The 16141-nt window shown below is 61.9% G+C and carries 18 protein-coding genes; 6 read left to right on the forward strand and 12 right to left on the reverse strand.

Annotation, left to right across the window (positions count from 1 at the left end):
* Positions 1-14: 14 nt before the first annotated feature.
* The gene (locus CO657_RS07275; protein WP_054183286.1) at positions 15-476 is read right to left on the reverse strand and encodes an Lrp/AsnC family transcriptional regulator; all 462 of its coding nucleotides are present in this window, start codon (positions 474-476) and stop codon (positions 15-17) included.
* Between the two features lie 156 nt (positions 477-632).
* On the opposite strand from CO657_RS07275, the gene ald reads away from it, so the two are divergent.
* Complete coding sequence (ald, locus tag CO657_RS07280) at positions 633-1751, forward strand: alanine dehydrogenase (protein WP_054183285.1); 1119 nt, start codon at positions 633-635, stop codon at positions 1749-1751.
* 16 nt (positions 1752-1767) lie between these two features.
* Here ald and CO657_RS07285 read toward each other — a convergent pair whose 3' ends face one another.
* From CO657_RS07285 to CO657_RS07305, 5 genes are all read right to left on the reverse strand, one after another.
* Positions 1768-2277 carry a DUF1203 domain-containing protein gene (locus CO657_RS07285; protein WP_054183284.1) on the reverse strand — a complete coding sequence of 170 codons (510 nt, stop codon included), beginning with the start codon at positions 2275-2277 and terminating at the stop codon, positions 1768-1770.
* A gap of 790 nt (positions 2278-3067) precedes the next feature.
* A complete protein-coding gene (locus tag CO657_RS07290; protein WP_054183283.1) occupies positions 3068-3628 on the reverse strand; it encodes a GNAT family N-acetyltransferase in 561 nt (186 codons plus the stop codon).
* Positions 3629-3633: 5 nt separating this feature from the next.
* The gene (sseA, locus tag CO657_RS07295) at positions 3634-4503 is read right to left on the reverse strand and encodes a 3-mercaptopyruvate sulfurtransferase (RefSeq protein WP_054183282.1); all 870 of its coding nucleotides are present in this window, start codon (positions 4501-4503) and stop codon (positions 3634-3636) included.
* An 18-nt stretch (positions 4504-4521) separates the two neighbouring features.
* Positions 4522-5259 (reverse strand): alanyl-tRNA editing protein, encoded by a 738-nt coding sequence (locus tag CO657_RS07300; protein WP_054183281.1) that lies wholly within the window; start codon positions 5257-5259, stop codon positions 4522-4524.
* 6 nt (positions 5260-5265) lie between these two features.
* Positions 5266-6303, reverse strand: coding sequence for a cysteine synthase A (locus CO657_RS07305; RefSeq protein WP_054183280.1), 1038 nt, complete (start codon positions 6301-6303; stop codon positions 5266-5268).
* Positions 6304-6529: 226 nt separating this feature from the next.
* Here CO657_RS07305 and CO657_RS07310 point away from each other — a divergent pair, with 226 nt between their 5' ends.
* Together CO657_RS07310 and CO657_RS07315 are read left to right on the forward strand one after the other, a co-directional pair.
* Complete coding sequence (locus CO657_RS07310) at positions 6530-7189, forward strand: ChrR family anti-sigma-E factor (protein WP_197283891.1); 660 nt, start codon at positions 6530-6532, stop codon at positions 7187-7189.
* 99 nt (positions 7190-7288) lie between these two features.
* Positions 7289-8122 (forward strand): SDR family NAD(P)-dependent oxidoreductase, encoded by an 834-nt coding sequence (locus CO657_RS07315; protein WP_054183278.1) that lies wholly within the window; start codon positions 7289-7291, stop codon positions 8120-8122.
* On the opposite strand, the gene CO657_RS07320 is transcribed toward CO657_RS07315, so the two are convergent.
* The 5 genes from CO657_RS07320 to CO657_RS07340 all read right to left on the reverse strand — a co-directional run bounded on the left by CO657_RS07320 (position 8123) and on the right by CO657_RS07340 (position 13720).
* Complete coding sequence (locus CO657_RS07320) at positions 8123-9382, reverse strand: SAM-dependent methyltransferase (RefSeq protein WP_054183277.1); 1260 nt, start codon at positions 9380-9382, stop codon at positions 8123-8125.
* Between the two features lie 197 nt (positions 9383-9579).
* Complete coding sequence (locus CO657_RS07325) at positions 9580-10431, reverse strand: DUF1365 domain-containing protein (protein ID WP_054183276.1); 852 nt, start codon at positions 10429-10431, stop codon at positions 9580-9582.
* Positions 10428-11759, reverse strand: coding sequence for an NAD(P)/FAD-dependent oxidoreductase (locus CO657_RS07330; RefSeq protein WP_054183275.1), 1332 nt, complete (start codon positions 11757-11759; stop codon positions 10428-10430). The genes CO657_RS07325 and CO657_RS07330 overlap by 4 nt, the downstream gene beginning before the upstream one ends.
* Positions 11756-13207, reverse strand: a complete 1452-nt coding sequence (locus CO657_RS07335) for a cryptochrome/photolyase family protein (protein WP_054183274.1) — start codon at positions 13205-13207, stop codon at positions 11756-11758. Before CO657_RS07335 ends, CO657_RS07330 begins: the two co-directional genes overlap by 4 nt.
* A 186-nt stretch (positions 13208-13393) precedes the next feature.
* Positions 13394-13720, reverse strand: a complete 327-nt coding sequence (locus tag CO657_RS07340; protein WP_003587022.1) for a hypothetical protein — start codon at positions 13718-13720, stop codon at positions 13394-13396.
* A gap of 198 nt (positions 13721-13918) precedes the next feature.
* Here CO657_RS07340 and CO657_RS07345 point away from each other — a divergent pair, with 198 nt between their 5' ends.
* A complete protein-coding gene (locus tag CO657_RS07345; protein WP_054183273.1) occupies positions 13919-14233 on the forward strand; it encodes a hypothetical protein in 315 nt (104 codons plus the stop codon).
* Positions 14234-14282: 49 nt separating this feature from the next.
* Here CO657_RS07345 and CO657_RS07350 read toward each other — a convergent pair whose 3' ends face one another.
* Positions 14283-14768 (reverse strand): Lrp/AsnC family transcriptional regulator, encoded by a 486-nt coding sequence (locus CO657_RS07350; RefSeq protein WP_054183272.1) that lies wholly within the window; start codon positions 14766-14768, stop codon positions 14283-14285.
* Positions 14769-14906: 138 nt separating this feature from the next.
* Between CO657_RS07350 and CO657_RS07355 the strand changes: the two genes are divergently transcribed.
* Together CO657_RS07355 and CO657_RS07360 are read left to right on the forward strand one after the other, a co-directional pair.
* A complete protein-coding gene (locus tag CO657_RS07355; RefSeq protein WP_054183271.1) occupies positions 14907-15326 on the forward strand; it encodes a DUF2000 domain-containing protein in 420 nt (139 codons plus the stop codon).
* A gap of 131 nt (positions 15327-15457) precedes the next feature.
* Positions 15458-16138 (forward strand): HAD family hydrolase, encoded by a 681-nt coding sequence (locus tag CO657_RS07360; protein WP_054183270.1) that lies wholly within the window; start codon positions 15458-15460, stop codon positions 16136-16138.
* The last annotated feature ends 3 nt before the right edge of the window (positions 16139-16141 follow it).

The following is a 16141-nucleotide window of genomic DNA, read 5'->3' on the forward strand; positions in this document are numbered from 1 at the left end:
GAAGATGCAAGGTCTCAAAGCCCGACATTCGGCCTGTCGATGATTTCTCTGAGGGCAAAGCTCGAATTGATTTTGACCACATGGGGAAGGGCCGACAGCCAGTCGCGATGGATGCGCTCATAATCCTCGAGATCGCGGGCGGCGACCCTGAGGATATAATCATATTCGCCCGACATCAGGTAGCAGACGAGCACGTTGGGGCAGAGCTTCACCGCCGCCTCGAATTCCGCCAGCGTCTTGGCGAACTGGCCGGAGAGCGAGATATGCACGATGGCGATCATCTTATAGTCGAGCGCCTTATGCGAAAGCCGCGCATGATAGCCGCCGATGACGCCGCTTCTCTCCAGAATGTTGAGCCGGCGGGAACAGGCCGAAGGCGACAGTCCGATCTTTTCGGCAAGCTCGGCGTTGGTGATGCGGGCATTGGCCTGCAGCACCTTAAGAATCGCAAGATCGATGGTGTCGAGATCGGCCATTCGAAGAACTTTCGAAAAATAACGATGACAACGCAATAATCTCCGAAAAATCGCGTTTCCGCAAATCGTCTTTGCAAGGACATTTCATCGCCTTGGTGGTTGGATTCATCATCTGAGGAGATCCGCGATTGCGGAGATGACATGAGAGGAACGCCAATGCGTGTCGGTTGCCCGAAGGAAATCAAGAACCATGAATATCGCGTCGGCCTGACGCCGGCTTCGGTGCGCGAATACGTCGCCCATGGCCACGAGGTCTGGGTGGAAACCAAGGCGGGCGCCGGGATCGGCGCCGATGACGCTGCCTATGCCGCGGCTGGCGCGAAGATCGCCGCCTCCGCCAAGGATATCTTCGAAAAATGCGACATGATCGTCAAGGTGAAGGAGCCGCAGCCCGCCGAATGGGCGCAGCTGCGTGACGGTCAGCTTCTCTATACCTATCTGCATCTGGCGCCCGATCCCGAACAGACCAAGGGTCTGATCGCCTCCGGCGTGACCGCGATCGCCTATGAAACGGTTACCGACGAGCGCGGCGGCCTGCCGCTGCTGGCACCGATGTCGGAGGTTGCCGGCCGCCTGTCGATCCAGGCGGGCGCGACCGCCCTGCAGAAAGCCAATGGCGGCCTCGGCGTCCTGCTCGGCGGCGTGCCGGGCGTGCTGCCGGGCAAGGTCACGGTCATCGGCGGCGGCGTCGTCGGTCTGCATGCCGCCAGGATGGCCGCCGGCCTCGGCGCCGATGTCAGCATCCTCGACAGGTCGCTGCCGCGCCTTCGCCAGCTCGACGACATCTTCTCAGGCCGCGTTCACACCCGTTATTCCAGCATCCAGGCATTGGAGGAGGAGGTTTTCTCGGCCGATCTCATCATCGGCGCCGTGCTGATCCCCGGTGCGGCGGCGCCGAAGCTCGTCACCCGCGAGATGCTGTCCGGCATGAAGAAGGGCTCCGTCATTGTTGACGTCGCCATCGACCAGGGCGGCTGCTTCGAGACCTCGCATGCAACCACCCATTCCGATCCGACCTATGAGGTCGACGGGGTGGTGCATTATTGCGTCGCCAACATGCCGGGCGCGGTTCCCGTCACCTCGGCGCATGCGCTGAACAATGCGACGCTCGTCCACGGCCTGGCGCTTGCCGATCGCGGCCTGCGCGCCATCGCCGAAGACAAGCATCTGAGGAACGGTCTGAACGTTCACAAGGGCCGCATCACCAACAAGCCCGTCGCCGACGCGCTCGGCTACGAGGCTTTCGCGCCGGAAAGCGTGCTGAACGTAGCGTAAGCTGCCTGACTCTGCGTTAGGCGAGGGCGCCAGTCTCTGCAGGGGCTGGCGCCTTTACCTTGTCGATCCGGCACTGAAAGCAGTTGTTGCGCGCCGAGCGCACATGCACATAGGCGATCTCCGGCCGCGCCAGCAATGTCTCGGCATAGGCCGGAATATCGGCGATCCCGGTCACCACGCCGGTGCCGTAGACGATACGGTCATTGGCGCCATAGCCGCGGACGATGAAGTCGGGGCTCATCGTCAGCATCGGCGGCTGGATCTCCTCGGCGGCATAACGCCGGCAAGGCTGTTTGTGCAGGAAAATCGGCCCGGTTTCGGCATAGGGTTGCAGCGCGGGGAACGGCCGGTAGGCGAAGACCAACATGTCCTCGCCCTCTTCGATATTCTGCAGGCAATGGCGGCAAGGGTTGCCGTCACCGTCGGATACCACCGTCTCGGGCAGGTTGTCATAGGCGTCGCGGCCACCGTTCCAGAGAGCTCTCGCATCGGCAGTCGGCATGGCGGCAAAACGAATGGCGGTCATGGAAAATCTCCTTTGTGATCGCCATGAAATTGCGCCCGGACCGCAGTCCAAGCCACCCGTTTCTTGCGTGTGCTATTGTTTGTCCAGATCAGCGCTGCAAAACGTCAGGCATGCCAATTCATCAACGTTTGAGGGAATTCCACCTCTCTTCCCCACCAAGTCAGTTTGGGCCGTGACGGCATCTGCGCTCTGAACGGGTTTCTCCTGCCCACCCCACCCTCCGTCATGCTCGGCCTTGAGCCGAGCATCCACGCCGCATGCATCGGCGGCAGCCGCATGGATCCCAGGCTCAAGGCCACTGCTGTCCGGTTTAAATTTTCCCTTCTGAAAGCCTTTTAAAACAAATGGTTACAGGGAAATAAGTATCGACTTTATAGTGCGTGACGTAGGCAAAAACCGAATGCTTAGCAAAATTTTCGCCTCGGAACTCTCTCCGACGCCTATGGCAAGTCTCGCCATCATTCGTCTTGTCGCGAAAATAATGAGTCAAAACAGTAAAGCGGCACATCTACTGCGAGTCTCCAAAGCTTCCGCAACCGTTTTTGCTAAACCGGACAGCAGTGGCTCAAGGCCTGGGATGACGGAGAGTGTGGTGGGCGTTCTCGCCAAACTCGCCGCCAGCGTAGAGAGACACACCACAGCGGGTGCTTCATTAGGCCGGCAGTTGCTACGCCCTCACATGTGCTCGTCACAGGGATGACGGCGGCGGGGTGGGGCGGTTTCATCGCGTAGCTGGGTACCTGAGGTGGTCAGCACGCAGACACATGCACCGGAAAAGCAAACCAACCTCTCAGCCTTTCCGCGCCAACTCCAGCAGCTCCTTGTCGCTGAGCGGCCGAACGATGCCGGTGCCGGTCGAGACCGGGGAGAAGCCGAACATCTGGTAAAGCTGCAGCGCCCGCGGATGGTCGAGATTGTTGGTGGTGGTGATCACCTGCTTCGGATTGAGCGTCCAGATGGCGTAGAGCGCCTGCAGCAGGAACCATTTGCCGATGCCGAGGCCGAGCGCATGTTCGATCAGGCCGAAATGGCTGAGCTCGATCGTATCCTCGTCCTCGCAGAAATATTCGTAGAAGCCGGCGGGCGCGCCGTTGACGTAGAGGACGCTGATATTGTTGCGCTTGTCGTTCAGCGTCTGGGTAAGCTGCTCGTCGCTCATCCGCAGCCGATCCACCCATTGCCAGCGCGCACCCACCTGCCGGTAGAGGTAGCGATAGAAGGGCAGTGGGATCGCAGGCGCGCGCATGATCGCCGTCTGGATATTGACGGGCACCGGCATGCTCGCCTTCGGCGCCGCCGTCATTTCGAGCCGGGTGATGTGAGCTTTCAAAGAAGCGGGTGTCTTCCCCATGGCGATCAGGCTTTAACCGGCGTCGGCGGACCGGTGACGATCGGCGTATCGTCACGGCTGCCCCATTCGCTCCACGAGCCGTCGTAGAGCTTGTTGTCGTGATGGCCGAGCGATTCCAGCGCCAGCGTGATGATCGCGGCGGTGATGCCCGAACCGCAGGAGGTCACAACGGGCTTGGAAAGATCGATGCCGGCATCCTCGATCGTCTGGCGCAGTTCGGGCAGCGACTTGAACCGGCCCTGGTTGGCGAAAACGCCGGAGGGCAAGTTGCGGGCGCCGGGCATATGGCCAGAGCGCATGCCGGCGCGCGGCTCGGGCTCGGCGGCGGCGAAGCGGCCGGCGCTGCGGGCGTCGGCGATCTGCATCGCGCCGCTGGAGACGATGTCGCGCATGCGATCGAGCGTCACCACGCGGCTCTCGTCGAAATCGGGCGTGAAACGCGCCGGCGAATAGCTGGGCACAGTGGTTTCGAGCGGGCGGCCTTCGGCCTTCCAGCCGTCGAGACCGCCATCGAGCACGAAGACGTTCTTTGCGCCCATCACCCGGAACAGCCACCAGACGCGCGGCGAGGCGAACAGGCCGATGCCGTCATAGACGACGATGCGATCGTTCTCGCTGATGCCGAGCCGGCCGGCCTCAGTGGCGAAATAATCGGGCGAGGGGATCGTGTGCGGCAGCGACGTCGAATGGTCGGCGATCTTGTCCTGGTCGAAGCGGATGGCGCCGGGAATATGGCCGGCCGCATATTCGGCATCGGCATCGCGTTTCTGCGCCGGCAGATAGAAGGAGGCGTCCAGTACGCGCAGATCCGGCTTGCCGAGCTCGGCCTGCAGCCAGTCGGCGGAGACGACGAAACGGCTCTTGGTCTCACTCATGATGCTCTCCCTTGATGGTCAGGCTTCGTCGCCGGACGTGCCGAAACGGATGCGGAAGCGCCGGTTCTCCTTGCCCTTCTTCTCAATTTTGGCGATGTGAATCTGCCCGACTTCCTGTGTCTCGGAGACATGTGTGCCGCCGCAGGGCTGGCTGTCAATCGAGGAGTTTTCGCCGATGCAGACGAGGCTGACGCGCCCGAGCCCGATCGGCGGGCGCACGTTCTTCGATTTGACGATGTCGGGATTGGCCGCAAGCTCCTCGTCGGTAATCCATTGCAGATAGACCGGATGGTTCTCGCCGACCAGTTCCATCAGCTTGGCCGTCACTTCGTCCTTGTCGATCGTCTCGGTCATGTCGAAGTCGACACGGCTTTCCTCCTCGCCGACGGCAGCGCCGGTGATCGGATAGGAGCAGACGACGGACAGCAGATGGCAGGCCGTGTGCATGCGCATCAGCCTGTAGCGGCGCTGCCAGTCGACGTGCAGCACCAGCGTTTCGCCAACCAGAGGCCGCGGCTCGTTTTCGAGCGGCACGTGGATGACGATATCCTTGCTCGAGCCGTGCTTCGTCTGGCCCAACACAATCTTGGTGCCGTCGGCGCGTTCAAGCTCGCCGGTATCACCCGGCTGACCGCCTGATGTCGCATAGAAGCAGGTCTGGTCGAGTTCGATGCCCCCGTCTTCGTGGACGGCGGTGACGACCGCCTCGCATGTCGAGAGATAAAAGTCGTCACGATAGAGGGCATTGACGGGCATGGGGTCTCACGCGGGTTCGTAGGGAACGTCTATCTCGGGCGACTTGGCCATCCAGCCCGGAACGGGCAGTCCCTTCGAGGTCAGGAAATCCGGATTGAAGAGCTTCGACTGATAGCGGTTGCCGTAGTCGCAGAGGATCGTCACCACCATGTGGCCGGGTCCGAGATCCCGGGCGAGCTTGACTGCGCCGGCAATGTTGATCGCCGTCGAGCCGCCGAGGCACAGGCCTTCGTTTTCGACGAGGTCGAAGAGATAGGGCAGCGCTTCGGCATCGGAGACCCGATAGGAGAAATCAGGCGTGAAGCCTTCGAGATTGGCGGTGATGCGGCCCTGGCCGATGCCCTCGGTGATCGAGGAACCCTCGGATTTCAGCGTGCCGTTCTGATAGAACTCATAAAGAGCAGCACCTTCGGGATCGGCGATGCCGATCTTGACGTCCGCATTGAATGCCTTCAGGCCGGCAGCGACGCCGGCCAGCGTGCCGCCGGAACCGACGGAGCAGATGAAGCCGTCGACCTTGCCGTCGGTATCGTTCCAGATTTCCCGAGCGGTGGTTTCGATATGCGCCTGGCGGTTGGCGACGTTGTCGAACTGGTTCGCCCAGATCGCCCCGTTCGGCTCTGTCTTCGCCAGTTGCTCGGCGAGCCGGCCTGAGACCTTCACGTAGTTGTTGGGGTTCTTGTAGGGAACGGCCGGCACTTCGACGAGTTCGGCGCCGAGCAGTTTCAGCGCGTCCTTCTTTTCCTGGCTCTGCGTTTCCGGAATGACGATGACGGTGCGGTAGCCGAGCGCCTTGGCGACCAGCGTCAGCCCGATGCCGGTATTGCCGGCCGTGCCTTCGACGATGACGCCGCCGGGCCGAAGCAGCCCTTTCCGTTCCGCGTCGCGGATGATGTAGAGCGCGGCACGATCCTTCACCGACTGGCCGGGGTTCAGGAACTCCGCCTTGCCGAGAATGGTGCAGCCGGTCGCCGCCGACGCCCCCTTGAGTTTGATCAGGGGCGTATTGCCGATGGCTTCGAGGACGGAAGGGTGGAAGGTCATGGAATCTGCCTCTATTCGAACTCTTACTTTAGGAACGGTCTTTTCCCTTCACAAGGCTGAGTTGGCAAGAAATGCTATTCCACGCCCCTGTCGGGCACGATAAAATTTGGCCTTCCTCCCCTGAAATGATGCATCGCCCGCAATCCCGCCATGTGTGGGGTGATCCGAAGATTGACTTTCCCCGTACGGATGACGACAAAGCGAAAACGGAGCGCGGCAACAGGGCGTGACCGAAACCGGTATGATTCACGAGCAGATCGACACGATCGATGCATTGATGGCGCACTATGTCGCCGGTTCCTTGCCCGAGCCGGCGCGGGTGCTGGTACGATCCCATCTCGAAATGAAGGCCGACAATCGCAGCCTGGTGGACAGCCTCGAATTGCTGGCCGGGGAGGCGCTGGAGAGCGCTGGTGAAACCGCCATTGCCGACCGCGACCGGCAGCTTCAGGCAATCTTTTCCTCTGCCGCTCCGGTCGCGGCGCCGCAGGCGGTCAGGCGGCCGGACAACGCGCTGTTTCCCCAAGCGTTGCGCGATTTCGTCGGCTTCGAGGTCGAGGACGTACCGTGGCGCAAGCGGTTGCCGGGTTTCAAGGAATATTCCCTCGAACGCGACGGCTGCGAGGTCAACCTGATGTGGATCCGCCCGGGCCGCGCCTTGCCGGCGCACACCCACAAAGGCATGGAACTGATCCTCATCCTAGACGGCGCATTCAACGATGAACGCGGCCGTTTCGGCCCCGGCGACATCTCCATTGCCGATGAGACGGTCGACCATCGGCCGGTCGCTGAAAAGGACAGGCCCTGCATCGCCTTTGCCGTTTCGGACGGGCCGGTGAAGCTCACCGGATCCCTTCGTCAGATGATCGGCGACCTGATCGGCTGAAAGCAGCCACAATGGTGTGATAGAGCCGTAAATCCGGGAGGAGAAGGGAACTTTCCGGACCTGTTTTCGGTTGGTCAGACAGAACCGGAGGAACATGTCATGCGTGATTTCACCGCCCGTCCCGAAGATGGACTCGTCTGGATTTCGGGTGCGAGTTCCGGAATCGGCCGCGCGCTTGCGCTGAAGCTTGCCGGCGAAGGATACAAGGTCGCCGTCACCGCCCGAAGCCATGAAAAACTGGTCGAACTGCAGGCCGAGGCCAGCGGCCTTGCCGGCAGCATTGTCGTTCTCGATGGCGACGTCACCGATGCCGAGGACATGGAGCATATCATGGCCTCCATCGAATATGAGCACGGCACGCTCGGCATGGCGATCCTCAATGCCGGCGTCTATCTGCCTGTTCATGCCGAGGACCTGAACCGCGCCGATTTCGAAAAGAGCTTCGCCGTCAATCTCTCCGGCGTCGTCAACTGCCTGTTGCCGGCGGTCCGCCATATGAAGGCGAAAGGGCAGGGACAGATCGCCATCGTCTCCTCCGTCACCGGCTATGGCGGCCTGCCGACGGGCGCTGCCTACGGCGCCACCAAGGCGGCGCTGATCAATATGGCCGAAAGCCTGAAATTCGATCTCGACAAGATGGGCATCCGCATCCAGCTCATCTGCCCGGGCTTCGTCGACACACCGGCGACGCGGAAGAACGCCTTTCCCATGCCGTCCCTGGTGTCGACCGACGAAGCCGCCCGGCAGATTGCCGCCGGGCTGAAATCGCAGGCCTTCGAAATCTCCTTCCCCAGGCGCTTCACCATGATGCTCAAGCTTGCGCGCATGCTTCCCTACAGCGTCTATTTCATGCTGGTGAACCGGGTGACCGGCTGGAGCGAGCGGCCGTCATCGGCTGGTCACCATCCGGCGACACCGCATCCGGCGGAATGATCAGCTGCGCGAGAACACCACTTGGCGCACATCGATATTGCGGGCGCGGAAGCCGGCCTCGCAATAGAACAGATAGAATTCCCAGAGCCGCTTGAAACGCTCGTCGAAGCCCATCGGGCGGATGCGCTCCCAGACAGACCAGAAGCGTTCGCGCCATTCGGCAAGCGTGCGGGCATAGTCGAGCCCGAAGCCGAAGTCCCTGACCAGTGACAGGTCGACCTTGCCGGCAAGTTCCGCCAGATGGTTGCGCGTCGGCAGCATGCCGCCGGGAAAGACATATTTCTGGATGAAGTCGGGGTTGCTGCGATACTGGTCGAAGGCCTCCGGCCGGATGGTGATGATCTGCAGGCCGGCCTTGCCGCCCGGCTTCAGACATTGCCGGAGCTTGGAGAAATAGGACGGCCAGTATTTCTCGCCGACCGCTTCGAACATCTCGATCGAGACGATCCGGTCGTAAAGCCCGGTCTCGTCGCGGTAATCCTGGAAACGGAATTCGACGCGGTCGCCGAGACCGGCCTTGCGGATGCGCTCTTCGGCAAAGGCCAGCTGCTCGCGGCTGATCGTCAGCCCGGTCACCTTGCAGTTCAGTTCGCCTGCGGCAAATTCGGCAAACCCGCCCCAGCCGCAGCCGATCTCCAGCACGTGATCGCCGGGCCTGATGCCGGTCGCCTCGGCGAGCGCGCGGTATTTGGCGTTCTGCGCCGATTGCAGATCGTTGGCCCCTGTCGAATAGAGTGCGGAGGAATAAGTCATGCTCGGATCGAGCCATTGCCTGTAGAAATCATTGCCGAGATCGTAATGGGCGGAAATGTTACGCTTCGAGCCCGTCTTGGTATTGGTGTTCATCCAATGGCGGACGCGCTCGACGAGGCGGCCAATGCCGCCCTTGCCATTGGAATAGCTGTAGACGGCCTCGCCGTTGACGAGGAAAAGTTCGAGGAAGGCGGCGATGTCGGGGCTGTCCCAGTCGCCGTCCATATAGGTTTCGGCAACCCCGATCGTGCCGCTCGTCAGGGCTCGATAGGCAAGGTTCCAGTTGTTGAGGCTGAGAGCCGCTTTCGGCCCGGCCTGCTTGCCCTCGATCAGCAGCCTGCGGCCGTCGGGCAGGGTGACCGCAAGCGAGCCGTGCTGCATGCGCAGAAGCCCGCGCAGCGCCAGCTTCGCCTTGAACGGCAGCCCCTTCACCAGACGGGATATATTTTCGGCCGTCAGCGTCACCGCGTCACGGGCCAGCACATTCCAATCCTGCGCCTTGCTCATCTTTCCTCCTCCAGCATTTTTTTGCCGGTTAGGGACGACGATACATCCGTGACGATGCTCGGGCGGCCTCCGGCCATTATTAGGCAAGGCTACTGCATAATTTCCTCAATCGGAAATCGAATTAAGGAAAAATTATGCAGCAGTTCAAAGCGCTGCAGCGTTTTGCGCGTCGTTTCATTACGCCCGGCGCTGCAAGGTCATTCCGCGGCGTCCGCAAGCGACCGGGGCCTGTGAATGCTGACGGCAGGCGGAGGCGCCGGACGGCTGATATTACGCGCGCCCTTCAGCCACAGTTTCAGCGCTTCCCAATGGATGCCGGCCACGATCTTGAACGGGAGGAAAGGGATGAGCGCCGTCAGCCGAAGCAGCGCGGCGCTGGTCAACGGCAGCCGCCGTCCTGAGAATGTCGCCGCTAGCAGCGGTCCTTCGCTGTCGGTTTCGAGGATGCGCCAGCGGATTTCCGCGCCGGGCAGCAGCATGCGGAAGTGATAGCGCGCCGCTATGCCGATGAAGGGCGAGACGTGGAAGAGCTTGTCGCAGCTCTGACGGAGCCCGCCTTCCGACATCTCGCCATCACTGACGGGACAGACGTAACTGTGCCGCTCGCCGAAAGTGTTGCGCACCTCGTAGATCATCGCGACGAGGGCGCCGTCGCCATCATAGGCGTAATAGACGGAGATCGGGTTGAAGACATAGCCCAGAATGCGCGGATAGCAGACGAGCAATATCCTTGCCGCGCGATCGAGCCCGGCCTCAGCAAGCAGCCGGTCGGCATAGGCGCGCAGCGGCGTGCTCGCCGTATCGGCATGGTCTTTTTCATGAAACGAGACGAGATTTCGGCCGTTGACGGAAAACAGCGCCGACAGCCGATCGGCCGCTTCAAGCCGATCGAGATCGACGAGCAGGGAAAAGACGCGGTAGCGGAAACGATGGCCGAAGGGTTTCAGGCGTTGATGCATGATCTCGCCGACATAGAGCGCGGCCGCCGCATCCGGCGCAGCGCCGTTGCCGCTCATGCTGACGCCGCGCTTTTTGCCTCGTCCGCTCATGCCGCTGCATCCGGTTGCGGTAGCCGGCTTCTCGCCGTTCGCCAGGGAATGATGCCACCCAGCGCCTCGGCTGCCGCCAGGCCGGAAACCAGGCCATCCTCATGAAATCCATATCCTGTCCATGCGCCGGCGAAATGGCAATGGTTCTCACCCTGGCCAGCGGCGAGCGCCCGCTGCGCCGCCATGGCATCGGCCGAAAATTGCGGATGCTCATAGGTGAATTCCGCAAATACCATGCGGGGATCCGGCTCGCGGTCGGGATTGAGCGTGACGAATAACGGGAAACCATCGTCGATGCCCTGCAGCCGGTTCATCCAATAGGTGACGGCGACACCCGCCTTGCCATCCTCCCGGCTGGAGCGCAGATAGTTCCACGAGGCCCAGACCTTGCGGCGCTGCGGCATCAGCCTTTGGTCGCGGTGCAGGACGACGCGGTTCGGCTGGTAGGGAATGGCGGCAAGCAGCCGCCTTTCCCGGTCGGTGGCATCCATCAGCAGGCGTGCCGTCTGATCGCTGTGGCAGGCAAGGATCACCTTGTCGAACGGCCGCTGGCTTCCGGTCTCGTCGATAAGCGTGACGCCGCTCTCCGAACGGATCACCCCACGTATGCCGCAGCACAGTTTCACCCGTCCGCCGAGCGGCTGCAGCAGCCGGTCGAGATAGGTGCGGCTGCCGCCGGTCACCGTCCGCCATTGGTGCTGGCGGTGATAGATCAGCCGGTGATTGTCGAAAAAATTGACGAAATATTCGGCCGGGAACTGCAGCATGCGGGCCGACGGCGTCGACCAGATCGCCGCCGCCATCGGCACGAGATAATTGTTGGTGAAGCCGGGCGAGAAGCCGCGCCAGTCGAGATAATCGCCGATCGAGCGCGAGGCGAGGTGACCGGCGGCCCGGTCTTCGAGGCAGGTGCGGTTGAAGCGCAGGATCTCGCGGATCATCCACAGGAACGACGGCCGCAGCAGGTTGCGCTTCTGCGCGAAGATCGAGGACAGCCCGCCGCCGCTCCATTCCAGCCTGCCACGGTCGAGCGAGAGCGAAAAACTCATGTCGCTGGCATGGGTGGCGATGCCGAGTTCGGCAAAGAGTGCCGTCAGGTTCGGATAATTCGGTTCGTTATAGACGATGAAGCCGGTATCGACCGCAATCCGAACACCGTCATAATCGACGTCGACCGTTGCCGTATGGCCGCCCGCCCGCGCCTGGCTCTCGTAGAGGGTCACGTCGTGCACGGGGTCGAGCGCCCAGGCCGCCGAGGCGCCGGAGATGCCGGAGCCGATGACGGCGATCTTCAGCCGGCGCGAGGCGGGGCGGACATGCGCGTTCATGCGGCGTCCTTTGTGGCTTTGTAAGCCGCGAGCGCTCGGTCGCGGGCGCTGGCATGGTCGACGATCGGTTTCGGATAGGTCTGCCCGAGGATGATGCCGGCCTCGTCTAGCGCGCTCTTCGGCGCCTCGAACGGCCGGTGGATGTATTTTGCCCCGAGCCGCTGAAGCTCCGGCACATGGGCTCTGACATAGTCACCGTCGGGATCGAAAGTCTCGCCCTGCAGCATCGGATTGAAGATGCGGAAGAAGGGTGAAGCGTCGGCTCCCGAGCCCGCCACCCATTGCCAGCTTGCCGCGTTATTGGCGGGATCGGCATCGACCAGCGTGTCGCGGAACCAGGCCTCGCCGCGGCGCCAGTCGATCATCAGATCCTTGATGAGGAAGGAGGCGACGATCATGCGCACCCGATTGTGCATCCAGCCGTGGCGCCAGAGCTGGCGCATGCCGGCATCGACGATCGGGTAGCCGGTCATGCCGCGACGCCACGCCTCGAAATCGCCGTCGTCGTTGCGCCATTTGAAGCCGTCGAAACGATCGTTCCAGTTCTCCGAGGCAAGACGCGGGAAATGGAAAAGCAGGTGGTAGGAGAATTCCCGCCAGGCGATCTCCTTGCGGAAATGCACGATGTCGGCCGCCGGCACCCGGTTCGACAGACCGCGCGTCGCGTCCCAGATGCGGGCAGGGGAGATCTCGCCGAGCGCCAGATGCGGCGACAGCATCGAGGTCGCCGGTTTCGCCGGATAGTCGCGGTTTTCCTTGTAGCCCTTGAGTTCGTCCTCGACGAAGGCGCTGAGCCTCTCTCTTGCGCCTTGTTCGCCCGGCGTCCAGAGATCGGTAAAGTCCTTCGCCCAGTCCGGCTTTGTCGGCAGCAGTTTCCAGCTCTTCAATGTTTCCGATGCCGGACGTTGCGCTGCCAGCCGCAGCTTCGCCGGCGCCTCCAGCGGCGGCTCGGCTTCGCCCGCACCCTCCAGCGCGCGCCAGAATGGCGTATAGACCCGATAGGGCGTGCCATTGCCGGTCATCAGTCTGGACGGTTCGTGCAGCAGCTGGCCGCCGAAACTTCTCGCCTCGATCGCCTGTTTTTCCAATTCCTGCTTGATGTGGGTGTCGACCGAGATGCCCGAGGGATCGTATCGCCGGTTCCAGAAAACGGCTTCGGCACCACTCTTTTTGATGACGGCGCGGAGCACCTCGAGCGCTTCTCCGCTGGCAAGCACCAGCTCGCCCTGCCGCTCGTGCAATGATCTATCAAGCGCTTCCAGCGAATGATGCAGCCACCAGGCCTGCGCAGCGCCGAGCGGACCCGTGCCGGCTGCCGCCGGCTCTTTGATATAAAGGGCGATGATCGGTCGCCCGGAGAGATGGGCGGCATTCAGGGCCTGATTGTCGTCAAGGCGCAAATCCCTGCGAAACCATAAAATGACAGGTTTTATCGCGTCCTTTGCCAATGAAGCCGTTCCCTGCTCTTGTTCTTTGCACCCTGCTACGGATGTACGGAACGCCCGGATCAAAAGTTTCATCCGGAGGGAAAGCTTTTCATCGTGGTGGCGACGACATGAAAAAGGCCGGCGTGAACCGGCCTTTCCAAACGTGGCGCGCGTTCGCGCGATATGTTTAGGGAGCGAAAGTGCCTGTCAGTTGTCGTATTCGCGGCAGGCTTCGCTGATCGAGGCGCCGCTTTCGCCGCCGCGTGTATCGACGCCCGACCTCTGCTGCGGCATGCCGGCGCATTCCATCGTTTGCGGCTGGCCGATGCTCTGTGTTGTCATCGGATCAACCGGCGCGACGCGCACCGGATACATGCCGTTGTCACTGTTGGTATAATCGGATGAATAGCTACCCGAACTCGGATCGGTCGAGCCGCCGTTGGTCGGCCCGATCGGATCGGGATTCGACTGGGCAAAGGCTGACGATGCCATGCCGATCGCAAGCAGCGAAGCGGCGATAAGGGATTTGGTCATGAGGATATCCTCCTTTGATTTTCATCTTGGATGACCCTGGGGTAACCGCCTGCCGGAATCATTGTTCCGAAATTTGCGAAAAATCTGCACGCAGGCCTTGCATGGTTACGCATAAACCTTAACGGCGGAAGCCGCTGGATCGCCGCTGCCACCTGCCTTAGTGCATGACGAAACGCCAATCCGCAGCATGAGGCCGCAATGTTCGTTTCCCCGCGCGAGGCCGCAGATCTCGGTCTGCAGATTGCCCTTGCACTCGCCCTGACGGCCAGTGGCATGGCAATCGCGTCCTCTGCCATGGGCCGCGAGAAGGCCGGCATATCAGCGATCGACGTCGGCCGCCCCTCGTTGTGGACTGCCATTCCCATGCGTATCGATCCGACGACACAGGCCTATCTGCGCGCCGACGCGCCCGCCGGGCCGGAACTTGCCGCCAGCGCCGAACAACCCTGCCATGACCCGATCGGCTTGCGCCTCTCCTGCGATTTGATCACCACCAGCAGCACAGCCTTTTAGAGCAATTCCAGTAAAAGCGTGCAGCGGTTTTGGCGACGATCTCTGCGCTTCACCGCGAACGGCTGGCGCTCGATAGCTGCACGGGCAGGATCGTCGATGCCTTGATGTCCTTCAGCACGAACATCGTATGCATCTCCTTGATGCCGGGCAGGCGACGGATCACCGTCATGGCGAATTCGGCATAATCGTCGAGATCGGCAGCGAGCACCTGCAGCAGGAAATCGGCCTCACCGGCAACGGAATAGCAGGCGATGACCGTTTCCAACTCGCCGACCTCGCGCTCGAAGCGCTGGGCCTCGTCATGGGAATGCGTGTCGATCTGCACACGCACGAAGGCGAGGACGCCGAGGCCGACGGCGCGGCGATCGACGAGAGCCTGATAGCCGCGGATGACGCCGGCCTCTTCAAGCCGTTTCACTCTGCGCCAGCAGGGCGAGGTCGACATCCCCACGCGTTCCGCAAGCTCCTGGTTGGTCAGCCGTCCCTCGCTCTGGAGCGCCTTCAATATGCGGATATCTCCCGGCTCGAATTCCATGATCGGTAAATCCTTTCTAGCTTCATCGACAGATGGGAAGATCCTACCAAAATCGCCCGGGTGGCGACAGGAATAGGCAGGATATTTCCATGCCTTGCGATAGGTTGGGAAAACCGAACCAAGCATGGAGAACGAGGGATGACGGGTGAGGATTGGCGTGTCGCGGTGATTGTCGAGCCGGGGCTGCCGGCCGGCGAACTCGCCAATACGATCGCCGTGCTGTCGATCGGCCTCGGCGCCGCGGCGCCGGCGCTTGCCGGTGCGCAATTGACCGACCAGACCGGCCGGATATTTCATGTCAGTGCCAACAAGCCGGTTCCGGTGCTGCAGGCGGCCGCCGCCGATCTGAGATCGCTGTTGCTCAAGGCGCTGCCGGCGCCCAATGGTGCACTGGTCGTGCCATTTCCGCGTTTTGCCCGCGCTTTGCACGTCTATGCCGATTATGAGGCCTCGATACCGGCGCGCGACCTCTCCTTGGAAATCATCGACGGCATCGGGCTCGCCGGCCCGACGAAGTGGATCCGTTCGCTGACGGGTTCGCTGAAGCTGCTGCGTTGATGCGTGCAGGCAAGACTTACCGCCTGGTATAGCTGACCTGTCCAGGCGAAAGCTTGCAAAAGGCGATGATTTGCCGTTTCATCGCGCGATAGCGACTACCGTCCGACTCTTTTCCTGAAGGATTCAGCCTTTTGTCCCAACCGATGCCCCGCGGCTTCGAGAAGCCTTATGCCGCCTTCCTGTTCGATATGGACGGCACCATCCTCAATTCGATCCGTGCGGCCGAACGTGTCTGGAGCGACTGGGCAAGGCGTCAGGGGCTCGATGTCGCCGACTTTCTGCCGAAGATGCATGGATCGCGCGGCGTCGACACGATTACCCGGCTGAACCTGCCGGGCGTCGATCCCGAACATGAGGCCAAGCTGGTGACCGAGGCGGAAATCGCAGATGTCGATGATGTTGTCGCCATTTCGGGTGCCGCAGCATTCCTGAGCTCGCTGCCGTCGGATCGCTGGGCGATCGTCACCTCCTCACCCTTGCGTCTTGCCCGCCGGCGGCTGGAGGCAGCAGGCCTGTCGCTGCCGAAATTCATGGTGACGGCGGAGGACGTGAAGGTCGGAAAACCCGACCCGCAATGTTATATTCTCGGCGCCGAACGCCTCGGCGTCAGCACCCAGGACTGCCTGGTGTTCGAGGATGTCGCTGCCGGCATTCTCGCCGGCGAGGCGGCGGGCGCCGATGTCATGGTGGTGACGGCAACCCATCATGACAAGATGGAAACGCCGCATCCGCCCCTGTCATCCTACGACGAGATCTCGGTCCGCATCTCGGCCGACCATAAAATGTTCATCGTGCCGAAGGCGGCCGGATAGCGG

This window comes from Rhizobium acidisoli, from assembly GCF_002531755.2.
Taxonomy (GTDB): domain Bacteria; phylum Pseudomonadota; class Alphaproteobacteria; order Rhizobiales; family Rhizobiaceae; genus Rhizobium; species Rhizobium acidisoli.

What these genes read in the sequence shown, in the direction of transcription:
- CO657_RS07275 (WP_054183286.1), bottom strand. Translation starts at nt 476, where the DNA reads ATGGCCGATCTCGACACCATCGATCTTGCGATTCTTAAGGTGCTGCAG.
- ald (WP_054183285.1), top strand. Translation starts at nt 633, where the DNA reads ATGCGTGTCGGTTGCCCGAAGGAAATCAAGAACCATGAATATCGCGTC.
- CO657_RS07285 (WP_054183284.1), bottom strand. Translation starts at nt 2,277, where the DNA reads ATGACCGCCATTCGTTTTGCCGCCATGCCGACTGCCGATGCGAGAGCT.
- CO657_RS07290 (WP_054183283.1), bottom strand. Translation starts at nt 3,628, where the DNA reads ATGGGGAAGACACCCGCTTCTTTGAAAGCTCACATCACCCGGCTCGAA.
- sseA (WP_054183282.1), bottom strand. Translation starts at nt 4,503, where the DNA reads ATGAGTGAGACCAAGAGCCGTTTCGTCGTCTCCGCCGACTGGCTGCAG.
- CO657_RS07300 (WP_054183281.1), bottom strand. Translation starts at nt 5,259, where the DNA reads ATGCCCGTCAATGCCCTCTATCGTGACGACTTTTATCTCTCGACATGC.
- CO657_RS07305 (WP_054183280.1), bottom strand. Translation starts at nt 6,303, where the DNA reads ATGACCTTCCACCCTTCCGTCCTCGAAGCCATCGGCAATACGCCCCTG.
- CO657_RS07315 (WP_054183278.1), top strand. Translation starts at nt 7,289, where the DNA reads ATGCGTGATTTCACCGCCCGTCCCGAAGATGGACTCGTCTGGATTTCG.
- CO657_RS07320 (WP_054183277.1), bottom strand. Translation starts at nt 9,382, where the DNA reads ATGAGCAAGGCGCAGGATTGGAATGTGCTGGCCCGTGACGCGGTGACG.
- CO657_RS07325 (WP_054183276.1), bottom strand. Translation starts at nt 10,431, where the DNA reads ATGAGCGGACGAGGCAAAAAGCGCGGCGTCAGCATGAGCGGCAACGGC.
- CO657_RS07330 (WP_054183275.1), bottom strand. Translation starts at nt 11,759, where the DNA reads ATGAACGCGCATGTCCGCCCCGCCTCGCGCCGGCTGAAGATCGCCGTC.
- CO657_RS07340 (WP_003587022.1), bottom strand. Translation starts at nt 13,720, where the DNA reads ATGACCAAATCCCTTATCGCCGCTTCGCTGCTTGCGATCGGCATGGCA.
- CO657_RS07345 (WP_054183273.1), top strand. Translation starts at nt 13,919, where the DNA reads ATGTTCGTTTCCCCGCGCGAGGCCGCAGATCTCGGTCTGCAGATTGCC.
- CO657_RS07350 (WP_054183272.1), bottom strand. Translation starts at nt 14,768, where the DNA reads ATGGAATTCGAGCCGGGAGATATCCGCATATTGAAGGCGCTCCAGAGC.
- CO657_RS07355 (WP_054183271.1), top strand. Translation starts at nt 14,907, where the DNA reads ATGACGGGTGAGGATTGGCGTGTCGCGGTGATTGTCGAGCCGGGGCTG.